A 23,764-nucleotide genomic window follows, 5' to 3' on the forward strand; every position below is an offset into this window, starting at 1 on the left:
ACGACCGAGGGTACGCGCGCGGTGCGCGTACGCGTGCTAGAGCGCTAGCAGCTCCTTGGTCGTGATGGTGAGTAGCTCGGGGCCGCCGTCCGCCTCGGGGCGTACGACGAGCGTGTCATCGATCCGGACGCCGCCCCGGCCCGGGAGGTGGACCCCCGGTTCGACGGTGACCGGCACGCAAGTGTCCAGTTTACCCATGGCTCCAGGTGCGAGCTGCGGCTCCTCGTCGATTTCGAGCCCGACCCCGTGTCCGGTGAGCGGTCCGACGGCCTCCGCGTGGCCGGCCGCGTCCAGGACCTGACGGGCCGCACGGTCCACCGCGCGGTACTCGGTGCCGGGCAGCAGGGCCTCCCGGCCGGCCCGCTGGGCTGCGAAGACGGCGTCGTACAGCTCGATCTGCCAGTCGGCCGGGGTCGTGCCGATCACGAACGTACGCCCGATCTCGCAGCGGTATCCGCGATAGGTGGCGCCCAGGCAGACCGAGAGGAAGTCGCCCTCCTCGACCCTGCGGTCGGCCGGCCGGTGGCCCGCGCGGCCGGAGTTGGGGCCGGTGCCGACCGAGGTCATGAAGGCGGGCCCGTCGGCGCCGTGGTCGACCAGGCGGCGTTCCAGCTCCAGGGCGAGGTGGCGTTCGGTGCGGCCCACCAGGATCGACTCGAGGAGTTCGCCCAGGGCCTGGTCGGTGATCTCCGCTGCGATCCGCAGACAGGCGATCTCCTCCTCGTCCTTGACCAGGCGGCGCTGTTCCACCGCGCCCGCGAGGTCGCCCAGGAGCAGGTGCGGCGCCACGGAGCCGATGGCGCGGTGACGGGCCACGGACAGGTGGTGCTCCTCCACGGCGAGCGAGTCGGCCCCGCTTGCCTGGGCGAGGTCGGCGGCCGCCACGGCCGGGTCGCCGCCGGGGGCCGGCAGCACGGTGAGCCGCAGCTGTTCATCGAGATGGCCCTCGATGAGGTCGCCCGAGGGCGTGCGCGGGCACAGCAGGACGTCCTCGGCCGGGCCGATCAGCAGGACCGCGCCCGGCGGGGCGCCGCCCGCGAGGTAGCGGACGTTGGCCGGGCGCGAGACCAGGGCGGCCGCGCTGCCTGCGGCCGCGCAGCGGTCCCGCAGCCAGGCGCGGCGCACCGCGAACACCTCTGACATGCCCCGAGCGTATGAGCGGGGCCGGTGTTCGGCCGTTTCTGCGCGTCCGACCGGGGGCCGCCCCGGTGGTCGGTCCGTCCTCCTCCTCGATCGCCGGACGGGCTGAGGTTGCCGATGCCCGGCATGCCACCGACGTCGGCCCCGCCCGAGGCCTCGAACGCCTGACTGGCTGTGGGTGTGCATGCTGCCCGGCACCAGTACCGCCAGGGTCCCGGGGAACTGCGCGAGACGCGAGCACGATTGGCAGACGGAAACGGGGGGTGCCTGGGGCCTCGGCCCCTCCGCACACCCCGGACGGGCCGAGGATGCCGACGTGGCCCGGCACCGAGTAGTTCAGGGGCGCCGGGAACTGCGCGGGCAAATAGGCCCGGTCCGCACCGGAAAGCCGGAGTGGCTGAGGATGCCGATCCTGGGCATACCGCCGAGGCCAGCCCCCGTCGGGGGCACCGGCACGGTTCACAGACGAAAGCCTGGTTGCCTGGGGCTTCGCCCCAGGGGCAGGGGCCGGGGCTATCAGGCCGGGGGGCTCGCGATGGTGCGGGCCAGGACGTCGTCCAGGAGGCGGGCCGTGGTGGGGACGTCGTACTGGGAGTTGTCGATGATCGGCAGGCCCGAGCCGTACCAGCCGGCCATGCGCCCATGGATGCCCGCCACTTCCTCGTCGGAAAGGCGCCGGTTGCCGCTGCGCTCCGCGTTGCGCTCGAGGACCACTTCGAGGCCGGGCAGGAGCACGACGGGAAGCAGCCCGGGCCCCACGTGCCGTTTCCAGCCGCCGAGGCCGACGACCGGCCGGTCGGGGAAGACCGCGTCGTCCAGGATGCAGGAGATGCCGTTGGCCAGGAAGTTGCGCGCGGCGAAGCCGCAGGTGCGCCGGGCCAGGCGGTACTGGGCCTCGGAGTGGTCGTTCCAGCCTGACTGGGGGTCGGCGAACCCCGAGCACACCCACTCGCGTACGTCGTCGAGGCTGATGTGCGCGGTGGGCACCTGGCGGTGCTGCGCCCAGTACCGGGCCACGGTCGTCTTGCCCGCGCCCGCCGGGCCGATGAGCAGCACGGCGAGCGTGGTGGCGCCGGTGCCCTCGGGTGCCTGGGGCAGCGGCACGGGCCCGCCGGGCGGCAGGGCGACGTGCCCGGTGGTGTCGAGGGAGGGCGGCCGCACCGAGGCGTGCTGCGGCGCCGGGCCGTGCCAGCCCTGGCCGGGCGGCTGCTGGGTGGCGGGGTGGTGCGGGGCCTGGGCCGGCGGGGCCGGAAGGCGGGCCGGCGGCCCGGCGGGACCGGCTCCCGGCGCGGGGCCCGGCTGGTAGGACGGCGAGGCGCCGGCCAAGGGCGCGGCCGGCCGCAGTGGAGCCGTGCCTTCCGGCTCGATGCCCTGGGCCCACTCGTGCGGGGGCTGCCCCGGGGCGTGGGGCGGCGGCAGTGGAGCCCCCCCTGCGTGCTGCATCCGGTGCCACTCCGTCTCGTACAGGCAACTGGCGCTGGTGGGACGCCCGTCGGTGTGGGGCGGCCCGGTGCAGAACCGTACCTTCCCCGGCCGCCACAGTGTGAACGGCCGGGAGGCGTCAAGCGTGCCCCGTCAGCCGGTTTCCGCGGCCAGTTCGTCGGCGAGCGCGCGCAGGGCGAGCCGGTAGGACCCGATGCCGAAGCCCGCGACGGTGCCGGTGGCCACGGGTGCGATCACCGAGGTGTGGCGGAATTCCTCCCGCGCGTACGGGTTGGAGATGTGCACCTCGATGAGCGGCGCGGTGCGCTGAGCGGCCGCGTCGCGCATTCCGTACGAGTAGTGCGTGAAGGCGCCCGGGTTGATGACGACCGGAACGCGCCCGTCCGCTGCCTCGTGGAGCCAGCGGATGAGTTCGCCCTCGTCGTTGGTCTCGCGCACCGAGACCTCGAAGCCGAGCTCCTTGCCCAGCATCTCGCAGACCTCGACGAGGCCGGCGTAGCTGGTGGCGCCGTACACGTCGGGCTCGCGCGAGCCGAGGCGCCCGAGGTTGGGGCCGTTGAGGACGAACACGCGCCGGGTCACGCGGAGACCTCGCCGTAGGCGGCGAGCAGCATCGCCGGGTCGGGGCCTTCCAGGACGGTCGGCTTGGCGAGGCCGTCGAGGACGATGAAGCGGAGCAGGTTGCCCCGGGACTTCTTGTCGAGCTTCATGTTCTCCACGAGCTTGGGCCACTGGTCGCCCCGGTAGGTCAGCGGAAGCCCGACCGATTTGAGGACCGCGCTGTGCCGGTCGGCGGTCGCGTCGTCCAACCGCCCTGCCAGGCGGCCGAGTTCGGCGGCGAAGACCATGCCGACGGAGACGGCGGCGCCGTGGCGCCACTTGTAGCGCTCGTTCTTCTCGATCGCGTGGGCGAGGGTGTGGCCGTAGTTCAGGATCTCGCGCCGGCCCGATTCCCTCAGGTCGCCCGAGACCACCTCGGCCTTGACCCGGATGGAGCGCTCGATGAGCTCGGCGGTGTGCGGGCCCTCGGGGGTGCGGGCGCCGGCCGGGTCGGACTCGATGAGGTCGAGGATGACCGGGTCGGCGATGAAGCCGGTCTTGATGACCTCGGCCAGGCCCGACACGTAGTCGTTGACGGGCAGCGAGTCCAGCGCGGCCAGGTCGCACAGGACGCCGGCGGGCGGGTGGAAGGCGCCCACCAGGTTCTTGCCCTCGGCGGTGTTGATGCCGGTCTTGCCGCCGACGGCCGCGTCCACCATGCCGAGCACGGTGGTCGGCACCGAGATCCAGCGCACCCCGCGCAGCCAGGTGGCCGCGACGAAGCCCGCGAGGTCGGTGGTGGCGCCGCCGCCCACGCCGATGACAAGGTCGGTGCGGGTGAAGCCGGACTGGCCCAGCGCCTTCCAGCAGTAGGCGGCGACCTCGGCGGTCTTGGCCTCCTCGGCGTTGGGCACCTGGATCGCGATGACCTCGTAGTCCTGGCCCGCGAGGTCGTCGCGGATCGCGTCCCCCGTGCCGGCCAGGGCCTCGGGGTGGATGATCGCGACCCGCTTCGCCTTGTCGCCGATGAGTCCGGCCAGTTCACCCAGCAGGTTGCGGCCGACGAGCACGTCGTACGGGTCGGTGCCGGCGGCGGCGCCGACCTGGATCCGGGTGGGTGCCTGCTCCGTCATGCGTCCTTCAACTCCAGTGCGTCGAGGACCGCCTGGGCGACCTCTTCGGGGGTGCGCTCGTCGGTCGCGACGACCGCACGGGCGACTTCGGTGTACAGATGGCGCCGCGCGTCCATCAGTTCGCGCCACTGCCGGCGCGGGTTGACGGCGAGCAGCGGGCGGGCGGTGTTCAGGCCGACGCGCTTGACGGCCGCCTCGACGTCCATCGAGAGGTAGATCACGGGGTGCGGCGCGAGCAGCGCCCGAGTGCCCTCGTCGAGGATGGCGCCGCCGCCGAGCGAGAGGACGCCCGTGTGCCCGGCCAGCGCGGCGCGTACGGCGTCTCGCTCCAGGGCGCGGAAGTGCTCCTCGCCGTCCTCGACGAAGATGTCCGAGATGGCGCGGCCCTCGGCGGCCACGATGTCGGCGTCGGTGTCCCGGTAGGGCACGCCGAGCCGCTGGGCCAGCAGCGCGCCCACGGTGGACTTGCCCGAGCCCATCGGGCCGACCAGGACGACCAGGGGTCCGGTGGCGCTCACCGGATCTGGAGGTTGTCGAGGTAGGAGCGCACGTTGCGGCGGGTCTCGGGCACGCTGTCGCCGCCGAACTTCTCGACGACCGCGTCCGCGAGGACGAGCGCGACCATGGCCTCGGCGACGATGCCGGCGGCCGGCACGGCGCACACGTCGGAGCGCTGGTGGTGGGCCTTGGCGGCCTCGCCGGTGGCGACGTCGATGGTGGCGAGCGCGCGCGGCACGGTCGCGATGGGCTTCATCGCGGCGCGCACCCGCAGCAGTTCACCGGTGGTCAGACCGCCCTCGGTGCCGCCGGAGCGGCCGGAGGTGCGCTTGACGCCATCCGGAGTGTTGACGATCTCGTCGTGCGCCTGGGACCCGGGCACCCGGGCCAGGTCGAAGCCGTCGCCGACCTCGACGCCCTTGATCGCCTGGATGCCCATGAGGGCGGCGGCGAGGCGCGCGTCCAGGCGGCGGTCCCAGTGCACGTGCGAGCCGAGACCGACGGGCACGCCGTAGGCAAGGACCTCCACGACCCCGCCGAGGGTGTCGCCGTCCTTGTGGGCCTGGTCGATCTCGGCGACCATCGCCTTCGACGCGTCCGCGTCCAGGCAGCGCACCGGGTCCTCGTCCAGCTTCTCGACGTCGGCGGGCGTCGGGTACACGCCGTAGGGAGCCTTGGCCGCGGCCAGCTCCACCACATGGCTGACGATCTCGATGCCGGCCGTCTCCTTCAGGAAGGAGCGGGCCACCGCGCCGAGCGCGACGCGGGCGGCGGTCTCGCGGGCGCTGGCGCGCTCCAGGACCGGCCGGGCCTCGTCGAAGCCGTACTTCTGCATGCCGGCGAGGTCGGCGTGGCCGGGCCTGGGTCGGGTCAGCGGCGCGTTGCGGGCCTGCTCGGCCAGCACCTCGGGGGCCACCGGGTCGGCCGACATGACCTGCTCCCACTTGGGCCACTCGGTGTTGCCCACCATGACCGCGACCGGCGAACCCATGGACAGGCCGTGCCGTACGCCGCCGAGGAAGGTCACCTCGTCCCGCTCGAACTTCATGCGGGCGCCGCGTCCATAGCCGAGCCGCCGCCGGGCCAGGTGGTCGGCCACCATCTCCGTGGTGATCGGTACGCCGGCGGGAAGACCCTCCAGCGTCGCGACAAGTGCGGGTCCGTGGGATTCCCCAGCGGTCAGCCAGCGCAGCCTGCTCAACGGTGCTCCTCGTTGCTCGCGCGTCCTGGTAATCCGACGGCGCGGCCGGGGTGCGCGGCCCTGGCCCGCCACCACTGATCCTCCCACGTCCAAGATGGTGGGCCGGGACGTAGTCCAGCTGGCGGACTGTGATCTCGTCCAGTGCGGGCCGTTGTGGGTTGCTCGCGCAGTTCCCCGCGTCCCCTTAGCTCGCGCAGTTCCCCGCGTCCCTGTAGCTCGCGCGGTTCCCGGTGCCCCCGCAGGTGGCGCACCCCCGAGCGTGCAGCTCACCCGAGCGTGCAGCTCACCCGAGTTCAGGTCGCGCCTGTGCGGCGGAGGCACAAATGTCCCGCCCCCCTGGCCGAGTGGCGGCTCAGCGCCCTGCCAGGGCTGTTTCGCCCGCCTTGCGCATGGCGTCCAGCGGCGCGCTCGCGCAGCCCGTCATCTGCTCGACCTGGAGCACGGCCTGGTGGACGAGCAGGTCGAGGCCGCCGACGACCGCTCCCCCGCGCTCCGCCCAGGCGGCCGCCAGCGCGGTCGGCCAGGGCTCGTACAGCACGTCGAAGAGGGTGCCCCCCTGGTCGGGGACGGCGCGGGCCAGGGCGTCGGTGGCGCCGGCCGGGGTGGTGGCGACGACGAGCGGCGCAGCGAAGGCTTCCGCCGCCCGCGACCAGTCGACGGTGCGGACGTCGACCTCGAGGCGTTCGCCCCAGCCGCGCATCTCGGCCGCGCGCGTCTCGCCGCGTACGTACGCGGTGACCGGACCCGTGCAGATCCGGGCGAGCGCGGCGAGCGCCGAGGACGCGGTGGCGCCCGCTCCCAGGACGGCGGCGGACTCCACCCGGGTCACCCCACGCTCCCCCAGGGCCGCCACCATGCCCGGGATGTCGGTGTTGTCGCCCAGGCGGCGGCCGTCGTCCGCGAAGACGACGGTGTTGACCGCCTCCACCAGCGCCGCGGTGGGGCTCACCGCGTCGAGCAGCGGGATGACCGCGCGCTTGAGCGGCATGGTGAGCGAGAGCCCCGCCCAGGACGTGTCGAGCTCCGCGAAGAAGCCCGCGAGTCCCGCCTCGTCGACCTCGAACCGGTCGTAGGACCAGTGGCCGAGGCCGAGTTCGGCGTACGCGGCCCGGTGCAGGACCGGGGACAGCGAGTGCGCGATGGGCGACCCGAGGACGGCCGCCCGGCGCGCTCCCTCACTGGCCGGACTGGGCATTGAACTCTTCCTTCAGCTTGTTGAACTCGGCGAGCGTCTTGGCGAATTCGGTCTTGTGCTTGCCGTCGGTGGCCACGAAGTACATCCAGCCGTCCTTCGTGGGATCCAGCGCCGCCGCCATCGCCTCGCTGCCCGGGTTGCCGATCGGCCCGGGGGTCAGGCCCCGCCACTTGTAGGTGTTGTACGGGTCCGGGTTGCTGTTGATCTCGGACAGGCCGATCTTGATGTTGCTCTGATTGGTCAGGTAGTTGTACGCCGAGTCGAACTGGAGCTTCTGGTTGGTCTGGTAGTTGTCCGGCTTGAGGCGGTTGTAGATGACCTCCGACATCTTGCGGAAGTCGTCGGGCGTCTTGCCCTCCGCCTGCACCAGGCTCGCCACCGTGATGAGCTGCCAGGGGCCGTCCAGCTTGAGCTTCTTGGCCTCGGCGGCCAGGTCCTGCTTGCCGTACTCCGAGGTGGCGCGGTCGACCATCTTCTTCAGGACGTCCTCCGGCTTCATGCCCTTGGCGACCGGGTAGCTCGCCGGGTAGAGGAATCCTTCCAGCGGGTCCTTGACGTCCTTGTGGTTCTTGGCCCAGTCGGGCAGGCCCATGCTGCCCGCGTCCTTGAGCGCGACGCCCTTGGTCGTCCCCGCCGCCACGCCGAGCCGCTTGTCGATCTGGTCGTACACCCAGGCATTTCGTTTGCCTTCGGGAATGATGAGCGCGTTGCGGCTGCTCGGATTGAGCATCAGCTTGATCGCGTTCGCCGCCGACATGCCCTTCTTCATCGTGTAGGCGCCGGCCTGGATCGTCTTGCCCTTGGGGTCGTCGTTCTGGGCCTGCACGAAGGCGTCGATGCTCTTGACGACACCGGCCTGCTTGAGGAGCTGGCCGATCTCGGAGCCGCCCGCGCCGGCCGGCACCTCGATGGTGACCGTGTCGCCGCTGCCCTCACCCACATAGTCGGGCGCCGCGCCGAACTTCTTCTGGTAGAAGTCGTACCCCACGTAGCCGATGCCGCCGGCGCCCACGGCGAAGATCACCGCGAGCACGAGGCAGGCGCGCCCGCTCTTGCCCTTCTTCTTCGGCTTGCTGCGCCGGTCGCGTCCGGCGCCGCCGTCCGCGGCCCGCCCGGACTCGCGCGGCTCTTCGCCTTCGCCTTCGCCTTCGCTGTCGCCAACGCCGGTGAAGAACGGGTGGTTCTCCTCCTGCGCATCGGCGTTCCACTCCTCGCCCTGCCCGGGCACCTCGGGCACGGTGGGTGCCTTGCGCTGGCCGGGGGGCTGCGGCGGCGGGAACGCCTCCTCGGTCCGGTAGGGGTCGTGCCCCTCGGCGCCGTAGCCGTTGTGGTACGGATCGGGCTGCTGGCCCCCGTACGGCATCGCGGCCTGCTCGCCGGTGGCCGTGTCCCAGCCACCGCTGAACTGCTGGGGCTGGGAGGGCTGCGGCGCGCACTGGCCGGCGTACTGGTCCACGTGCTGCTGCGGATAGCCCTGCTGGGGCTGTTCCGCGTACCCCTGCTGGTACTGCTGCTCGGCGTAGTGCGCTTGAGGCTGCTGCTGGGCGTAGTGCTGCCCGGGCTGCTGCTGCTCGGCGTAGTGCGCCTGGGGCTGCTGCTGTCCGTACGGATCCTGCGACTGCTGCGGGTGGTACTGCTGCTGAGGCTGCTGCTGGTACTGCTCGTCCTGGCCGGCGTACAGAGCCTGACCGGAGGCAGCCTGGCGCTCTCCCCACCCCTGGTCCCCGTAGAGGGGGTCCTCTGGGTGCCACGGTTCGGAGCCTTGGCCCCGGCCATACTCAGTCATCGGTCCCCTAGAGCCGCGAGGCATCCGGACGGTCCGCCTCTTTTGCTGTGCGGCGACTGTTCGAATGCCTCCGCATCGGCCGGAACGTTACCGTATCGCGATCAGATAACCACTTCGACGCCTTCGCCCGGTTCCGTGTCCGACACCCGTTCGGCCTCAAGGGCGTTCTGAAGGATGATCACGGCGGCGGCCTGGTCGATGACCGATCTGCCCTTCTTCGACTTCACGCCCGAGGCCCGCAGACCCTGGGTCGCCGTGATGGTCGTCATGCGCTCGTCGACGAGCCGGACCCCGACCGGGGCGATGCCGCGCGCCAACTCCTGGGCGAAACGCCGGACTTTGGCCGCGGCCGGACCCTCGCCCCCGTTGAGGGAGCGGGGCAGTCCGACGATCACCTCGATCGGTTCGTACTCCTCGACCAGCTGCCGCAGCCGCCGGTGGGCGGCCGGGACATCGCGTCCCGGCACGGTCTCCACCGGCGTGGCGAGCACCCCGTCGGGGTCGCACGAGGCGACCCCGATCCGGGCGTCACCGACATCGATCGCCAGTCTGCGTCCTCTGCGCATCAGGCGGTCTCGGCGACCTGGCGCTCGACGGCGTCGATGGCGTCGCCGATCGCGTCCGGGTTCTGGCCGCCGCCCTGGGCGACGTCCGGCTTGCCGCCACCGCCACCGCCGAGGGTCTTGGCCGCCGTACGGACCAGTTCGCCGGCCTTCAGACCGCGCTCGCGGGCGGCCTCGTTGGTGGCGATGACGGTGACCGGGCGGCCGTTGGCCGTGGTGAACAGCGCGACGACGGCCGGGCGGTCGCCAGGGATGCGGCCCCGGACGTCCAGGACCAGCTTGCGCAGGTCGTCGGCGGAGGTACCGTCCGGTACCTGACCGGTGACGAGCGCGGTGCCGCGGACGTCCTTGGCGGAGTCGACGAGACCGGCGGCGGCCTGGAGCACCTTCTCCGCGCGGAACTTCTCGATCTCCTTCTCGGCGTCCTTCAGCTTGCCGAGCATTGCGGAGATCTTCTCCGGCAGCTCCTCGGAACGGCCCTTGACCAGCTCCTGGAGCTGGGCGACGACCGTGTGCTCACGGGCCAGGAAGTTGTACGCGTCGACGCCGACCAGGGCCTCGATGCGGCGCACGCCGGAGCCGATGGACGATTCGCCGAGCAGCTTGACCAGGCCTAGCTGGGCGGTGTTGTGCACGTGGGTGCCGCCGCACAGCTCCTTGGAGAAGTCGCCGATGGTGACCACGCGGACCCGCTCGCCGTACTTCTCGCCGAACTCGGCGATGGCGCCCTGCTTCTTGGCCTCGTCGATCGACATGACCTCGGCCTGCACGTCGAGCTCGCGGGCCAGGACCTCGTTGATCTTCTGCTCGACGTCGGTGAGGACCGTGCCGGGGACGGCGGCGGGCGAGCCGAAGTCGAAGCGGAAGCGGCCCGGGGAGTTCTCGGAGCCGGCCTGGGCGGCCGTCGGGCCGAGCGCGTCGCGCAGCGCCTGGTGGGTGAGGTGGGTGGCGGAGTGGGCGCGGGCGATGGCGCGCCGGCGCTTGGTGTCGATGGCGGCGTAGGCGGACGCGCCGACCGTCACCTCGCCGACCTGCACGACCCCCTTGTGCACATGCACGCCGGGGACCGGCTTCTGTACGTCGCGGATCTCGATGACCGCGCCGCTGTCGAGCTTGATGCGGCCCTGGTCGGCGAGCTGGCCGCCGCCCTCGGCGTAGAACGGGCTGCGGTCGAGGACGACCTCGACCTCGTCGCCCTCGGTGGCGGCCGGCGAGGGCACGCCGTCGACGAGCAGGCCGACGATGGTCGACTCGTTCTCGGTGGAGGTGTAGCCGGTGAAGTCGGTGGCGCCGGAGACGTCGGCCACCTCGCGGTAGGCCGACAGGTCGGCGTGGCCGGTCTTCTTGGCGCGCGCGTCGGCCTTGGCCTGGTCGCGCTGCTGCTTCATCAGGCGGCGGAAGCCGTCCTCGTCCACGGAAAGGCCCTGTTCGGCGGCCATCTCCAGGGTGAGGTCGATCGGGAAGCCCCAGGTGTCGTGGAGCAGGAACGCCTTGTCGCCGGCGAGGACGGTGCCACCGGTGGCCTTGGTCTCGGTGATGGCGGTGTCGAGGATGTTGGTGCCGCCGCGCAGCGCCTTGAGGAACGCGGCCTCCTCGGCGAGCGCGACCGTCTCGATGCGCTTGCGGTCGGTGACGAGCTCCGGGTACTGCTGGCCCATCGTCTTGATCACGACGTCGATGAGGTCCTGGACGACCGGGCCGGTGGCGCCCATGAGGCGCATGTTGCGGATGGCGCGGCGCATGATGCGGCGCAGCACATAGCCGCGGCCCTCGTTGCCCGGGGTCACACCGTCGCCGATGAGCATCACGGACGTACGGATGTGGTCGGCGACCACGCGCATCGAGACGTCGGAGGTGTGCTGGTCGCCGTAGCGCACACCGGTCAGTTCGGTGGCCTTGTCCATGACGACGCGCAGGGTGTCGGTCTCGTACATGTTCCGCACGCCCTGAAGGATCATCGCGAGGCGTTCGAGGCCGAGGCCGGTGTCGATGTTCTTGGAGGGCAGGTCCCCGAGGATCGGGAAGTCCTCCTTGTTCTCACCGGCGCCGCGCTCGTACTGCATGAAGACCAGGTTCCAGATCTCCACGTAGCGCTCGTCGTTGACGGCCGGACCGCCCTCGGGACCGAACTCGGGACCCCGGTCGTAGTTGATCTCGGAGCAGGGCCCGCACGGTCCCGGCACACCCATGGACCAGAAGTTGTCCTTCTTGCCCAGGCGCTGGATGCGCTCGGAGGGCACGCCGATCACGTCGCGCCAGATCGTCTCGGCCTCGTCGTCGTCGAGGTAGACGGTGATCCACAGCTTCTCGGGCTCAAGGCCGTAGCCGCCGTCCGCCACGGAGCTGGTCAGCAGCTCCCAGGCGTACTTGATGGCGTCTTCCTTGAAGTAGTCGCCGAAGGAGAAGTTGCCGCACATCTGGAAGAACGTGCCGTGGCGGGTGGTCTTGCCGACCTCTTCGATGTCGGGGGTGCGCACGCACTTCTGCACGCTGGTGGCGCGCGGGGCGGGCGGCTTGGTCTCGCCGAGGAAGTAGGGCTTGAAGGGGACCATGCCCGCGTTGACGAGCAGCAGAGTCGGGTCGTCCGCGATGAGCGACGCCGAAGGGACGACGGTGTGCCCGCGCTCCTCGAAGAAGCTCAGCCAGCGGCGGCGAATCTCGGCCGACTCCATCAGTGGTCCTCATTCCGGTTGTACGAATGCGTGCTGTTCTGCTGCTGGGGGTACTGCTGCTTGCTGTCCTGCTGCTTGCCGTACCGCTCGTGCGCGGTCTCGAGCGCGACGAGGCGGCGCTGCGCGGGAAGTTCGCGGGCCTCGCTCTCGCCGATGCCCAGGACGTCGTTGAGTTCGGCCTCGCGCTGGGCCATGCCGGACTTGATGTCGAGGGCGAAGTCCTTGAGCCGGTGGCCGGCCTCGACCGCCTTGTCGGCGGAGCGCGCGGCCAGGCTCTGAGGGGTGAGCTGTTTCAGCTTGCGGTTGACCTTGGTGGTGGCCCAGACGCCGGCGGCCGCGCCCGCGGTGAACCAGAACGTACGGCGGAACATCGCGGCGTCAGCCCTTTCGCTTGGAGCGCCGCGCGGACGGCACGGTCCGCCCGACGATCACGGTTCGTCGGCTCTCCCGAGCGGGTCCCTCGGCGGCGGCGCCCTTGCGTCCGATCGCCCGGCGCACCCCGTATCCGAAGGCGGCCACCTTCACCAGCGGGCCGCCGAAGGTGGAGGCGACGGTGGTGGAGAGCGCGGAGGCGTTGGAGGTGACCTCCTGGACGTCGGAGGCGATGGCGTCGACCCGGGCCAGCTGGGTCTGCGCGGAGCGCACCGCGGTGGAGGCGTCCGCGAGCAGGGGCACCGCCTGGTCGGTCACGTCCGCGACCAGTCTGGTCGTCGCCTTGAGCGTCTGGGCCAGCCTCACGAGAACGACCGCGAGGAAGGACACCAGGATCGCCCAGAAGACGGCCACCAGGATCCCGGCCACCTCACCACCGGACACTTGCACCGCTCCCCGCAACCCGTCGGAACTCGAAAACCTCGGAAAATCGAAAAATTCAGCCCCCTGAGCCTATCGCGCCGGGCATCGCTTCCCGAACCGCGTCACGGCCCGTCACAAGCGGAGTCGCGCAAGCCGATTGTACGCAGTGCATACCCTTGAGTACGCTGCGTGTTCCATGCGCTCCCATCTGCCCGCAGAGTTGAACCGTTTCGTCGGGCGAGACCGAGATCTGGCCCGCCTCGACCGCCTGCTCACCGAGGCGCGCATGGTCACCGTGACCGGCGTCGGCGGCGTCGGCAAGTCCCGGCTCGCGCTGCGGGCCGCGGCCACCACGGCCGAGCAGGAACGGTACTGCGACGGCGTGCGGCTGGTCGAACTGTCGTGTCTCAACGATCCCGCCCTGCTCGACCACGCGGTCGTCGAGGCCCTTGGCCTGACCGACCACACGGCGCGAACTCCCCGCCGGCTGCTCCTCGACCACCTCGGTGAGCGCGAACTCCTGCTGGTGGTCGACGGATTCGAGCAGGTGGTGGACGCCTGCGCCGAGCTCGTACGCGAACTCCTCAGGGGCTGCCCCGGACTTCGGGTGCTCGCCGCCGGCCGGCTGCCCCTGAGGATCGACGGCGAGCGGGTGTTCGCGCTGGCGCCGATGTCCGAGGAGGACGCGCTGCTGCTGTTCACCGAGCGCGCGGCCGCGGCCCATGCCGGGGAGCGGCCGGCCGAGGGGCAGCAGGCCGCGGCCGCCGAGCTGTGCCGGCGCCTCGACGGGATCCCGCTGGCCCTGGAGCTTGCGGCCGGGCGGCTCGGCACGCTCTCGGTGGAGCAACTGCTCAAGCGCCTGGACGACCGGTTCCGGCTGCTTACCGGCGGTGGCCGGGGCGCGCTGCCCCGCCACCAGACCCTGCGCACGACCATCGGCTGGAGCCACGAGCTGTGCACGGCGGGCCAGCGACTCCTGTGGGCGCGGCTGTCGGTGTTCGCCGGGACCTTCGACCTGGAGGCCGTGGAGTACATCTGTGTGGGCTCGGGTCTGCCCCAGGAGGAGGTCATGGACGTCCTCGGGGCGCTGCTCGAGCAGTCGCTCGTGGTGCGCGAGGACGGCCCGGGCGGCGTCCGCTACCGGCTTCTGGACACGGTGCGGGAGTACGGCGCGGAGTGGCTGGCCGAGACGGGCGACGCGGAGCGGCTGCGCCGGCGCCACCGCGACTGGTTCCTCGGGCTCGCCACCTGGTGCGAGCTGGACTGGTTCAGCCCGCGCCAGGCCGAGGTCGCGACGCGGATCGAGGGCGAACTGCCCAATCTGCGGGCCGCGATGGAGTTCTCGCTCGCCTCGCGCGAGGACGCGCACCTGGCCCAGTACCTGGCGGGCACGCTCTGGTTCTGCTGGGTGGGCTGCGGGCGCCTCGCCGAGGGGCGGCACTGGCTGGCCCAGGTTCTCGACGCCTCGGCCGAGCACGGCAGTTCACGCCTGAAGGCGCTGTGGGTCCTTGGCTATGTGGCCGTGCTCCAGGGGGACGCGGTGGCGGCGATCGCCGCGCTCCAGGAGTGCCGCGAGGAGGCCGAACTGCGCGGCGACCGGGTCGCGGCGGCGTACGCCGTGCACCGCTCGGGATGTCTGGCCCTGGTCACCGACGACATGCCGCGCGCCGAGGAACTGCTGGCGGCCGCGCTCGCCGGATACGAGGAGGTCGGCGAGCTCAACAGCAATGTGCTGATGGGGCAGGTGGAGCTGGCGATGGCGGTGGGTTTCCGCGGCCGTCTCGACGAGGCCGTGGCGATGTGCGAACGCACGGTGGCGATCTGCGACGACCACGGCGAGCGCTGGGCCCGCGCCTACGCGCTGTACGTCCTGGCGTACGCGGCCTGGTGCGGCGGCGACGGCGACCGCGCCCGGGCGCTGCTGCGCGAGACGCTCGCCGTCCACCACGCCTTCCACGACCTGGTGGGCACGGTGCTCACCCTGGAGATGCTGGCGCTGGTGGCGGTGGACGCCGGGGATCCGGTGGAGGCGGCCGTGCTCCAGGGGGCCGCCGAGCGGATCTGGCCCTCGGTGGGGCTGCCCCTGTTCGGTTCGGCGTACTTCTACGCCGCGCACGTCCGCTGCGAGGAGCGGACCCGGGAGCTGCTGGGCGACGCGCGATATGAGGAGCACCGCCGCCGGGGCGCCCGGATCGACGCGGACGCGGCCGTCGAGCGGGCGCTGGGACGCGGCCAAGGGACGGGCGGCGTACGGGAGTTGGCGCCGGCGCGCGAGGCGCGGGCGGCGCGCGCGGGGCAGGCCGGCGACGACCAGCCGCGCGAGGAGCACGACCCGCGGGGGACGCACGAGGGGCCTGGACACGAGCGGTCCGGGCACACGGAGTCCGGACAAGCAGGGTCCGGACAAGCGGAAGCCCGCCGCCTCCCGCTCCGTGCGGAGCGGGGGGACGGCGGGCTGAAGCGCTGAGGCTCCGGTGCTACGCCGTGATCAGCGGGCGTAGTACTCGACGACGAGCTGCTCGTCGCAGATGACCGGGATTTCCTTGCGGTTCGGGTCGCGGTCCAGGCGGAAGGCCAGGGCCTTCAGGTTCACCTGGAGGTAGCGCGGGGTCTCGCCCTCGCCGGCGTAGCCACCCTCGCGGGCGACCTGGAAGGGGACCTTCTCGCGGCTGCGCTCGCGGACCGTCACGACGTCGTCGGGACGGACGCGGAACGACGGCTTGTCGACCTTGCCACCGTTGACCTGGATGTGACCGTGCACGACCATCTGGCGGGCCTGGTAGATCGTGCGGGCGATGCCCGAACGCAGGACCAGCGCGTCGAGGCGGCGCTCGAGCTCGACGACCAGCGCCTCGCCCGTCTTGCCCTCGGCCTTCTTGGCGCGGTCGTAGGCACGCGCCATCTGGCGCTCGCTGATGTCGTACTGGGCGCGCAGACGCTGCTTCTCGAGCAGACGGACCTTGTAGTCCGAGTTCTGCTTGCGGCCACGGCCGTGCTCGCCCGGCGGGTAGGGGCGGGCCTCGAAGTACTTGACGGCCTTCGGCGTCAGCGCGATGCCGAGCGCACGGGACTTCTTGACCTTGGGACGCGACTGGTTAGGCACGTTCTCCAAACCTCCATGGTTGGGTTAGGTTAGGCTCACCTTACTCAAGGAGATCGCATGTCGCGTCCGGGGAACACCAGTCACATCACGGACAGCACGAAGAAGGCCGACCCTGCTCCCTCGGGAGAGGTCGACTCCTCCGGCCCCCAGTCGAAGCATGGGGCCGGGCACGTGACGGAGGTCCGATCAGATCGTGGTCAGCCGCGTCCCAGCGGACTTGAAATCGCTCGGATGCCGTCAGCAGCCGAGCGCACACGAACTCTCGTACATAGTACCTGCTCGGCGGTGCTCCTCGTACCGGGCCTCACGGCGGCCCGGCCCGACCAGCTCGTCGCCGACCTCCGCACCGTGGGACCCGACGGCGATGTCTTCCTCGACTTCCCCGCCGATTCCCCGGCCGTACGGGCCGCGACCCGTGCCCAGGACGACGAGGTCCGGGCGGTGCTGGAGATCACGGATGTGGCTCCGGTCTCCGTCCCCCGCCGGATCCGGGGGCGGGCCTGGGTCTCCGGCCGGCTGACCCCGGCGCCGGGCCAGGCCGGGCCCGGGCGCATGACGCTGCGCCTGGACGTGGGCGAAGCCGGCGTGGACGATCTGTGGGGCGCCGGCCCGGTGGACCCCGAGGACTTCGCGCGGGCCGCCCCCGATCCCCTGCTGCGCCACGAGACCGAAATCCTCCAGCACCTGGCCTCGGCCCACGGCGAACAGATGGATTTGCTGTGCTCACTCGTGGGACGCGAGGGTGTGACAGGGGCCACGCCGCTGGCCCTGGACCGCTTCGGTCTGCGGGTGCGGTTCGCCCTGGACGACGGCCACACCTTCGACGCCCGCTTCGACTTCCCCGAGCCGGTGGCCGACATCACGGGCCTGCGCCGCGCCATGCGTCAGCTCTTCGAGGCTGCGGCCGGCTAGGAGCCGCCGAGAGCGCGAGGGCTTCCACACCCGCCAAGGGGCGCGAGGAACTGCGCGCCCAGCCACCGACGGCCCGCACCCGGAACACGGGACGCGCCCCGGCGTGGCGATCCAGACCGACATCGCGGCCCGCCCGGCAGGGCACCCCGCGCCCCGCCGAGGGCGTCAGTCCTCGCCCCGCCGGAGGCGCTCGCGCACCTTCTCCACCACATCCGCGTACCGCGCCTCCGCTCCGTACCGCGTCGGCTCGTAGTAGCGCCGGTCGGCCACCGCGTCCGGTGCGTACTGCTGGGGGGCGATCGCGCCCGGCACGTCGTGCGGATAGACATAGCCCTGGGCGTGCCCCAGCTTGGCCGCGCCCTTGTAGTGGCCGTCCCGCAGATGCGGCGGGACCGGGCCCGCCAGACCCTTGCGTACGTCTTCCATCGCGGCGGCGATCGCCGTCGTCGCGGAGTTGGACTTCGGGGCCAGTGCCAGCGCGATCGTGGCGTGGCTCAGGGTCAGGGCCGCTTCCGGGAAGCCGATGAGGGCCACGGCCTGGGCCGCCGCGACGGCCGTGGGCAGCGCGGTCGGATCGGCCAGGCCGATGTCCTCGCTCGCGGAGATGATCAGACGCCGGGCGATGAAGCGGGGGTCCTCGCCCGCCTCGATCATCCGGGCCAGATAGTGCAGCGCCGCGTCCACGTCGGAGCCACGGATCGACTTGATCAGGGCGCTCGCCACGTCGTAGTGCTGGTCGCCGCCCTTGTCGTACTTCACCGCCGCCCGGTCGACGGTCTCCTCCACCGTCTGGAGCGTGATCTCCTGCTCCGACTTGGCCAGCGCCGAGCCGGCCGCCGCCTCGAGCGCGGTCAGCGCCCGGCGCGCGTCACCGCCCGCGATGCGCAGCAGATGCGCCTCCGCGTCCGCCGGCAGCGTGACCGCGGAGCCCAGACCCCGCTCCTCCACCAGCGCCCGCCGCACCAGGGCCCGCAGGTCGTCGTCGGTGAGCGGTTCGAGCGTGAGCAGCAGGGAGCGCGAGAGCAGGGGGGAGATCACCGAGAAGTACGGGTTCTCCGTCGTCGCCGCGATCAGGGTGACCCAGCGGTTCTCGACCGCGGGGAGCAGGGAGTCCTGCTGGGCCTTGGAGAAGCGGTGGATCTCGTCGAGGAAGAGGACGGTCTCCTTGCCGAAGCCACCGATGGCGCGGCGCGCGCCGTCGATGACCGCGCGGACCTCCTTGACCCCAGCGGTGATCGCCGAGAGCTCGACGAACCGCTTGTTGGTGGCCTTGGACACCACGTACGCCAGGGTCGTCTTGCCCGTGCCCGGCGGCCCCCACAGGATCACCGAGGACGGCCCGGCGGGGCCACCCGCGCCCTCGCCGACCAGGCGCCGCAGCGGCGAGCCCTGCTTCAGGAGGTGCTGCTGGCCGACCACCTCGTCCAGGACGCGCGGGCGCATCCGTACGGCAAGAGGGCTGCCCGCCGGGTCTTTCTCCTGGCGGTCCTCTGCGGCTGCGGTGAAGAGATCGGGTTCCACGTCAACGAGCCTAGGGCACGCCACTGACAACGCCGCCGGGCAGCGGCGACGTCGGTCAGCTGGTCCAGAAGTCCCACCAGCGCGTAAGGATCAGCATGCCGATGATCCCGATGTGCAGCACCGGAAGCACCCAGGTGAACTCGGACAGGAAGTTCTTCATCCAGCGCGGCGCGGGCAGCAGGCCCTTGCGCAGGTTGAAGGAGGTGACGTACCAGAACATCAGGATCGTGGCGACCCATGCCAGGCAGCACCACAGGCAGAGCGAGTTGATGCGGTACAGCGACTCGAACTGGAGCCAGCTGACGAAGCAGACACCGAAGAGAGTGCCGGCGTTGAAGGTCAGCCAGTACCAGCGGCGGAAACGGCCGCCCGCCAGGATGCTCATGCCGACGCAGACGACGATGCCGTAGGTGACCAGGCCCAGCATCGGGTTCGGGAACCCGAAGGCCGCCGCCTGGTCGCTCTTCATGATGTTGCCGCAGGAGACGACCGGGTTGAGGCTGCACCCCGGTACGAAGTTCGGGTTCTCCAGCAGCTTGAACTTGTCGAGCGTGATGACCCAGGCCGCCAGTACACCGGCGGCGCCGGTGATCACGAGCAGCCAGGCGAAGGCGCGGCCGGCGCCGATCGTCCCCTCGCTGCTCACCTCCCGGTTGCCGGAGTCGGAGGAGACGTCGTCAAGTGTTGTCGTCATAGCGCCGGTCCGTCATCCCGTCATCGTCGTCCTGTGCTGCCGCCGCCTCATTCTGCCGTACGGGGCGCGCTGTCCACCGTTCGATGCGGATAAGGAAGCCGCTTCGGGGCGCGGAAGCCGGGCGCCGGGGGTGCCTTGTGACGGGCGGCTCCCCCGGTTCCGTCCCGTCTCAGGCCAACCGCTCCTGAAGGGAGCTCAGGACGTCGTCGAGGCCCACCGGCGTCTGCTCGCCGGACTCCATGTCCTTCAGCTGCACCACGCCCTCCGCGAGGTCGCGCTCACCCGCCACCAGGGCGAAGCGGGCGCCGGAGCGGTTGGCGTTCTTCATGGCGCCCTTCAGGCCCTTGCCGCCGAAGCTGAAGTCGGCCGAAATGCCGGCCCGGCGCAGCTCGGTCACCTTGGCGAACAGCACGCGCCGCGCCTCCTCGCCCAGCGGGACCGCGAACACGCTGGTGGTGGAGGGGAGTTCGAGGGTGACGCCCTCGGCCTCCAGGGCCAGGACCGTACGGTCCACGCCGAGCGCCCAGCCCACCGACGGCAGCGCGGGGCCGCCGATCATCTCCGAGAGCCCGTCGTAGCGGCCGCCGCCGCCGACCGCGGACTGCGAGCCGAGGCCGTCGTGGACGAACTCGAAGGTCGTGCGCGTGTAGTAGTCCAGGCCGCGCACCAGCTTCTCGTCGTCCTCGAAGGCGACGCCCGCCGCCGTGATCAGGGCGCGCACCTCCTCGTGGTACGCCTTGCACGCGTCGCACAGGTAGTCGCGCAGCACCGGCGCGCCCACGAGCTGCTTCTGCACATCGGGGCGCTTGTCGTCGAGGACCCGCAGCGGGTTGATCTCGGCGCGGCGGACCGTCTCCGCGTCGAGGTCGAGGCCGCGCAGGAAGGACTGGAGGGCCTCCCGGTAGACCGGGCGGCACTCCTTGTCGCCGAGCGAGTTCAGCAGGATGCGGAAGTTCCGCAGGCCGAGCGAGCGGTACGCGTCGTTCGCCAGGATGATCAGCTCGGCGTCGATCGCCGGGTCCTCCGCACCGATCGCCTCGGCGCCGACCTGCGAGAAGTGGCGGTAACGGCCCTTCTGGGGGCGCTCGTAGCGGTAGTACGAGCCGGAGTACCAGAGCTTGACGGGCAGGTTGCCCGCCTTGTGCAGGTTGGCCTCGAGGGCCGCGCGCAGCACGGAGGCGGTGCCCTCGGGGCGCAGCGCGAGCCGGTCGCCGCCCTTGGTCTCGAAGGCGTACATCTCCTTGGTGACGATGTCGGTGGACTCACCGACCCCACGCGCGAACAGCTCGACGTTCTCGAAGCCGGGCGTCTCGATGTAGCCGTAGCCGGAACCGCGCAGGGGCGCGGCGATCGCCTCGCGGACCGCGAGGAACGTCGCGGAGTCCGGCGGGAGCAGGTCGTAGGTGCCCTTGGGGGCCTGGAAGGTACTCATGGGAAGACTTCTCGTCACATTCCTCGTCGGGGAGAGGCGATGCCCTCTCCCTGGCCGGCGGCCACCTGCCGCAGATACGGATTGGTGGCGCGCTCCTGGCCGATGGTCGTCTGGGAGCCGTGGCCGGACAGCACCACGGTGGAGTCGTCGAGCGGCAGGCACACGCGGCCCAGCGACTCGAGCAGTTCCCCGTGGCTGCCGCCGGGCAGGTCGGTGCGTCCGACGGAGCCGGCGAAGAGCAGGTCGCCCGAGAACAGGATCGGAGGGATGTCCTCCGCCTCGGGCAGCCCGAACGTCACCGACCCCTTGGTATGGCCGGGCGCGTGCGACACGGTGAGCTCCATGCCCGCGAGCGCCAGCTTGGCGCCGTCGGTGAGCTCCTTGACGTCGTCGGGTTCCCCCACCGTCAGCTCGCCCAGGAGCTGGGCGCCGAAGGCGCGGCCGAGCGCCTTCTCCGGGTCGCTCATCATGAAGCGGTCCTGGGGATGGATCCAGGCGGGTACGTCGTGGGCTCCGCAGACCGGGACGACCGAGGCGCAGTGGTCGATGTGGCCGTGGGTGAGGACGACGGCGACGGGCTTGAGCCGATGCTTCTTCAGCGTTTCCTCGACGCCCTGGGCGGCCTGGTGGCCGGGGTCGATGATCACGCATTCCTCGCCTGCGGCGGGGGCGACCAGATAGCAGTTGGTCCCCCAGGCCCCGGCGGGGAACCCGGCAATCAGCACGATCGTCCTCGATTTCTTGCGCGGCGGGTGATTACGGCTGTTCAGAGCCTACCGGCGCTGCTCCGATCACAGCGAACCCATATACGGTACGGGGCACAGTCAGCTCGTACGCACGTACCCGCAACCTCATGAGACCGCACAAGGAGACGACCGGTGGTCAGCAGCGAACAGCGTCGGCGCCAGCTCGCGCGCGAGAAGTTCGAGCGGCAGCAGCAGCGCCGGGAGGCAGCCCGGCGCAGGGCCAGGCGCCGCAACACCGTCATCGCGGCCACCCTCGCGGTGATCGTCGCCGCGGGCGGCGCCGCCTACGCGACGGGTGTGTTCTCCGGCGACGGCGACAAGACGAGCGACGCCGCGTCCCCGTCGAGCAGCCCCTCGCCCTCCGCAAGTGCCTCGGCCGAGCCGAAGATGGCCGTCGACGCCAAGGCGAAGTACGACATGGCCCTCAAGACGAACGCCGGTGACATCACGTTCGCCATGGACGCCGCGAAGACCCCGCACACGGTGAACTCGTTCAAGTACCTCGCCGACAAGGGCTTCTTCAACAACACCAAGTGCCACCGTCTGACCACGCAGGGCATCTATGTGCTCCAGTGCGGCGACCCGCAGGGCACCGGCTCGGGCGGTCCCGGCTACACGATCCCCGACGAGAACCTGACCGGCCTCGGCAAGGCGGGCGCGGACGGCACGGTGACGTATCCGGCGGGCACCGTCGCGATGGCCAATACCGGCCAGGCGCACACCGGCGGCAGCCAGTTCTTCCTGGTGTACAAGGACAGCAAACTGCCGCCCACCTACACGCCGTTCGGCACGATCGACGCCGCCGGTCTCAAGGCCGTCCAGGACGTCGCCAAGGAGGGCGTCGAGGGTGGCGCGGGCGACGGTGCGCCGAAGAAGGCCGTCACCGTCGAGAAGGCCACCGTCACCAAGCAGTGACTCCGGTCGGCGCCCGGCGCCCGGCAGCGAGCGTGAACCGCTGAATTCGGCCGCGCTGAGTGCGGACAGCCGGGTGGCCGGTCGCCTAGATTGGCGTTGTGCGGCGCGGGCTCGTGAACCGCGCCGTGGAGGGCGGGCGAGGCCCGCCGGGAAACTGTGGACGATGCCCCGGGGGGCAGGACCCCCCGCGCAGGCATCATGTGGAGGAGGCGCTGTGAGCAGCGACCCGTGGGGCCGCGTCGATGAGACGGGCACCGTGTATGTGCGTACAGCCGAGGGCGAAGTCGTCGTCGGATCGTGGCAGGCGGGCTCCCCGGAGGAGGCCCTGGCCTACTTCGAGCGCAAGTACGAGGGCCTGGTCGTCGAGATCGGCCTCCTCGAACGACGGGTGAAAACCACCGACCTGTCGGCGAAGGACGCGGGGGCCGCGATCGACCATCTGCGCGCGCAGGTGGACGAGCACCACGCGGTCGGTGACCTCGACGCGTTGCGGGGGCGCCTCGACCAGCTCGTGAAGACCGTCGAGTCGCGTCGCGAGGAGCGCAAGGTCCAGAAGGCCAAGCAGACCGACGAGGCCAAGCACGCCAAGGAGGCGCTGGTCGCCGAGGCGGAGGAGCTGGCGCAGAGCGAGCAGTGGCGCTCGGCGGGCGAGCGGCTGCGGGCCCTGGTGGACACGTGGAAGGGGCTGCCGCGCCTGGACCGCAAGTCCGACGACGAGCTCTGGCACCGCTTCTCGCACGCCCGCTCGGCGTTCTCCAAGCGCCGCAAGGCGCACTTCGCGTCGCTCGACGCGCAGCGTGAGGACGCCCGCAAGGTCAAGGAGAAGCTGGTCGTCGAGGCGGAGGCGCTGTCCGGGTCCACGGACTGGGCGCCGACCGCCGCGCGCTACCGCGATCTGATGGCGGAGTGGAAGGCCGCGGGGCGTGCGCAGCGCGAGGCGGAGGACGAGCTGTGGAACCGCTTCCGCGGCGCACAGGACGTCTTCTTCGCGGCGCGCAGTGAGGTCTTCGCCGAGCGCGACGCCGAGCAGAGCGAGAACCTGAAGCTCAAGGAGGAACTGGCCGTCGAGGCCGAGAAGATCCTCCCGGTGACCGATCTGAAGGCGGCGCGGGCCGCGTTCCGCTCCGTCAACGAGCGGTGGGAGGCCATCGGTCACGTGCCGCGGGACGCGCGTCCCAGGGTCGAGGGGCGGATGCACGCCGTGGAGCGGGCGATCCAGGAGGCCGAGGAGGCCGAGTGGCGTCGCACGAATCCGGAGGCGCGGGCCCGTGCGGCCGGGCTCACGGGTCAGCTCCAGGACGCCGTCGACAAGCTGCACCGGCAGATCGACGCGGCCCGTTCGTCCGGCAACGACGCCAAGGCGGACAAGTTGGCCCGCGAGCTGGAGGGCCGCCAGGCCCTCCTCGACCAGGCCCTCAAGGGCCTGGAGGAATTCGGCGGCTGAGCCGCCCGCCGCATCCCCGCGGCGAGGGCCC

Annotated in this window: 21 protein-coding genes; 4 read left to right on the top strand and 17 right to left on the bottom strand. The window is 71.5% G+C overall.

The window, feature by feature from the left end; genetic code table 11:
• Positions 1–36: 36 nt before the first annotated feature.
• The 12 genes from ABR738_RS08230 to ABR738_RS08285 all read right to left on the bottom strand — a co-directional run bounded on the left by ABR738_RS08230 (position 37) and on the right by ABR738_RS08285 (position 12,987).
• Positions 37–1,143, bottom strand: coding sequence for a M24 family metallopeptidase (locus tag ABR738_RS08230; protein WP_350229315.1), 1,107 nt, complete (start codon positions 1,141–1,143; stop codon positions 37–39).
• 513 nt (positions 1,144–1,656) lie between these two features.
• Positions 1,657–2,583 (bottom strand): Pro-rich N-terminal domain-containing protein, encoded by a 927-nt coding sequence (locus ABR738_RS08235; RefSeq protein WP_350229316.1) that lies wholly within the window; start codon positions 2,581–2,583, stop codon positions 1,657–1,659.
• Positions 2,584–2,715: 132 nt separating this feature from the next.
• Positions 2,716–3,165 (bottom strand): type II 3-dehydroquinate dehydratase, encoded by a 450-nt coding sequence (gene aroQ / locus ABR738_RS08240; protein WP_350229317.1) that lies wholly within the window; start codon positions 3,163–3,165, stop codon positions 2,716–2,718.
• Positions 3,162–4,256: a 3-dehydroquinate synthase gene (gene aroB / locus ABR738_RS08245; RefSeq protein ID WP_350229318.1), complete on the bottom strand. Its 1,095-nt coding sequence runs from the start codon at positions 4,254–4,256 to the stop codon at positions 3,162–3,164. The genes aroQ and aroB overlap by 4 nt, the downstream gene beginning before the upstream one ends.
• Positions 4,253–4,735 carry a shikimate kinase gene (locus ABR738_RS08250; RefSeq protein WP_350234481.1) on the bottom strand — a complete coding sequence of 161 codons (483 nt, stop codon included), beginning with the start codon at positions 4,733–4,735 and terminating at the stop codon, positions 4,253–4,255. The genes aroB and ABR738_RS08250 overlap by 4 nt, the downstream gene beginning before the upstream one ends.
• A 35-nt stretch (positions 4,736–4,770) precedes the next feature.
• The gene (aroC, locus tag ABR738_RS08255) at positions 4,771–5,955 is read right to left on the bottom strand and encodes a chorismate synthase (protein WP_350229319.1); all 1,185 of its coding nucleotides are present in this window, start codon (positions 5,953–5,955) and stop codon (positions 4,771–4,773) included.
• A 352-nt stretch (positions 5,956–6,307) separates the two neighbouring features.
• Positions 6,308–7,150, bottom strand: coding sequence for a shikimate dehydrogenase (locus ABR738_RS08260; RefSeq protein ID WP_350229320.1), 843 nt, complete (start codon positions 7,148–7,150; stop codon positions 6,308–6,310).
• Positions 7,131–8,936 carry an endolytic transglycosylase MltG gene (gene mltG / locus ABR738_RS08265; RefSeq protein ID WP_350229321.1) on the bottom strand — a complete coding sequence of 602 codons (1,806 nt, stop codon included), beginning with the start codon at positions 8,934–8,936 and terminating at the stop codon, positions 7,131–7,133. Before mltG ends, ABR738_RS08260 begins: the two co-directional genes overlap by 20 nt.
• Positions 8,937–9,037: 101 nt before the next feature.
• Positions 9,038–9,502 (bottom strand): Holliday junction resolvase RuvX, encoded by a 465-nt coding sequence (ruvX, locus tag ABR738_RS08270; protein ID WP_350229322.1) that lies wholly within the window; start codon positions 9,500–9,502, stop codon positions 9,038–9,040.
• Entirely contained in the window at positions 9,502–12,171 is a 2,670-nt protein-coding gene (gene alaS / locus ABR738_RS08275; RefSeq protein WP_350229323.1) for an alanine--tRNA ligase, read from the bottom strand. The genes ruvX and alaS overlap by 1 nt, the downstream gene beginning before the upstream one ends.
• Positions 12,171–12,542 carry a DUF6167 family protein gene (locus tag ABR738_RS08280; protein WP_350229324.1) on the bottom strand — a complete coding sequence of 124 codons (372 nt, stop codon included), beginning with the start codon at positions 12,540–12,542 and terminating at the stop codon, positions 12,171–12,173. The genes alaS and ABR738_RS08280 overlap by 1 nt, the downstream gene beginning before the upstream one ends.
• A gap of 7 nt (positions 12,543–12,549) precedes the next feature.
• A complete protein-coding gene (locus ABR738_RS08285) occupies positions 12,550–12,987 on the bottom strand; it encodes a DUF948 domain-containing protein (RefSeq protein WP_350229325.1) in 438 nt (145 codons plus the stop codon).
• Positions 12,988–13,162: 175 nt separating this feature from the next.
• On the opposite strand from ABR738_RS08285, the gene ABR738_RS08290 reads away from it, so the two are divergent.
• Positions 13,163–15,433: an ATP-binding protein gene (locus ABR738_RS08290; protein WP_350229326.1), complete on the top strand. Its 2,271-nt coding sequence runs from the start codon at positions 13,163–13,165 to the stop codon at positions 15,431–15,433.
• 21 nt (positions 15,434–15,454) lie between these two features.
• Here ABR738_RS08290 and rpsD read toward each other — a convergent pair whose 3' ends face one another.
• The gene (gene rpsD, locus ABR738_RS08295) at positions 15,455–16,069 is read right to left on the bottom strand and encodes a 30S ribosomal protein S4 (RefSeq protein ID WP_053723667.1); all 615 of its coding nucleotides are present in this window, start codon (positions 16,067–16,069) and stop codon (positions 15,455–15,457) included.
• A gap of 231 nt (positions 16,070–16,300) precedes the next feature.
• On the opposite strand from rpsD, the gene ABR738_RS08300 reads away from it, so the two are divergent.
• Entirely contained in the window at positions 16,301–16,981 is a 681-nt protein-coding gene (locus ABR738_RS08300; protein ID WP_350229327.1) for a DUF2470 domain-containing protein, read from the top strand.
• 165 nt (positions 16,982–17,146) lie between these two features.
• Here ABR738_RS08300 and ABR738_RS08305 read toward each other — a convergent pair whose 3' ends face one another.
• The 4 genes from ABR738_RS08305 to ABR738_RS08320 all read right to left on the bottom strand — a co-directional run bounded on the left by ABR738_RS08305 (position 17,147) and on the right by ABR738_RS08320 (position 21,353).
• The gene (locus ABR738_RS08305) at positions 17,147–18,502 is read right to left on the bottom strand and encodes a replication-associated recombination protein A (protein ID WP_350229328.1); all 1,356 of its coding nucleotides are present in this window, start codon (positions 18,500–18,502) and stop codon (positions 17,147–17,149) included.
• Positions 18,503–18,557: 55 nt separating this feature from the next.
• Positions 18,558–19,196 (bottom strand): vitamin K epoxide reductase family protein, encoded by a 639-nt coding sequence (locus ABR738_RS08310; protein ID WP_350229329.1) that lies wholly within the window; start codon positions 19,194–19,196, stop codon positions 18,558–18,560.
• A 169-nt stretch (positions 19,197–19,365) separates the two neighbouring features.
• Entirely contained in the window at positions 19,366–20,628 is a 1,263-nt protein-coding gene (gene hisS / locus ABR738_RS08315; RefSeq protein ID WP_350229330.1) for a histidine--tRNA ligase, read from the bottom strand.
• 14 nt (positions 20,629–20,642) lie between these two features.
• The gene (locus ABR738_RS08320) at positions 20,643–21,353 is read right to left on the bottom strand and encodes an MBL fold metallo-hydrolase (RefSeq protein ID WP_350229331.1); all 711 of its coding nucleotides are present in this window, start codon (positions 21,351–21,353) and stop codon (positions 20,643–20,645) included.
• A gap of 153 nt (positions 21,354–21,506) precedes the next feature.
• Here ABR738_RS08320 and ABR738_RS08325 point away from each other — a divergent pair, with 153 nt between their 5' ends.
• Positions 21,507–22,289, top strand: a complete 783-nt coding sequence (locus ABR738_RS08325) for a peptidylprolyl isomerase (RefSeq protein WP_350229332.1) — start codon at positions 21,507–21,509, stop codon at positions 22,287–22,289.
• A 214-nt stretch (positions 22,290–22,503) separates the two neighbouring features.
• Complete coding sequence (locus ABR738_RS08330; RefSeq protein ID WP_350229333.1) at positions 22,504–23,733, top strand: DUF349 domain-containing protein; 1,230 nt, start codon at positions 22,504–22,506, stop codon at positions 23,731–23,733.
• Positions 23,734–23,764 lie beyond the last annotated feature (31 nt).

The organism is Streptomyces sp. Edi4, from assembly GCF_040253615.1.
In the GTDB taxonomy this organism is placed as follows: Bacteria; Actinomycetota; Actinomycetes; order Streptomycetales; family Streptomycetaceae; genus Streptomyces.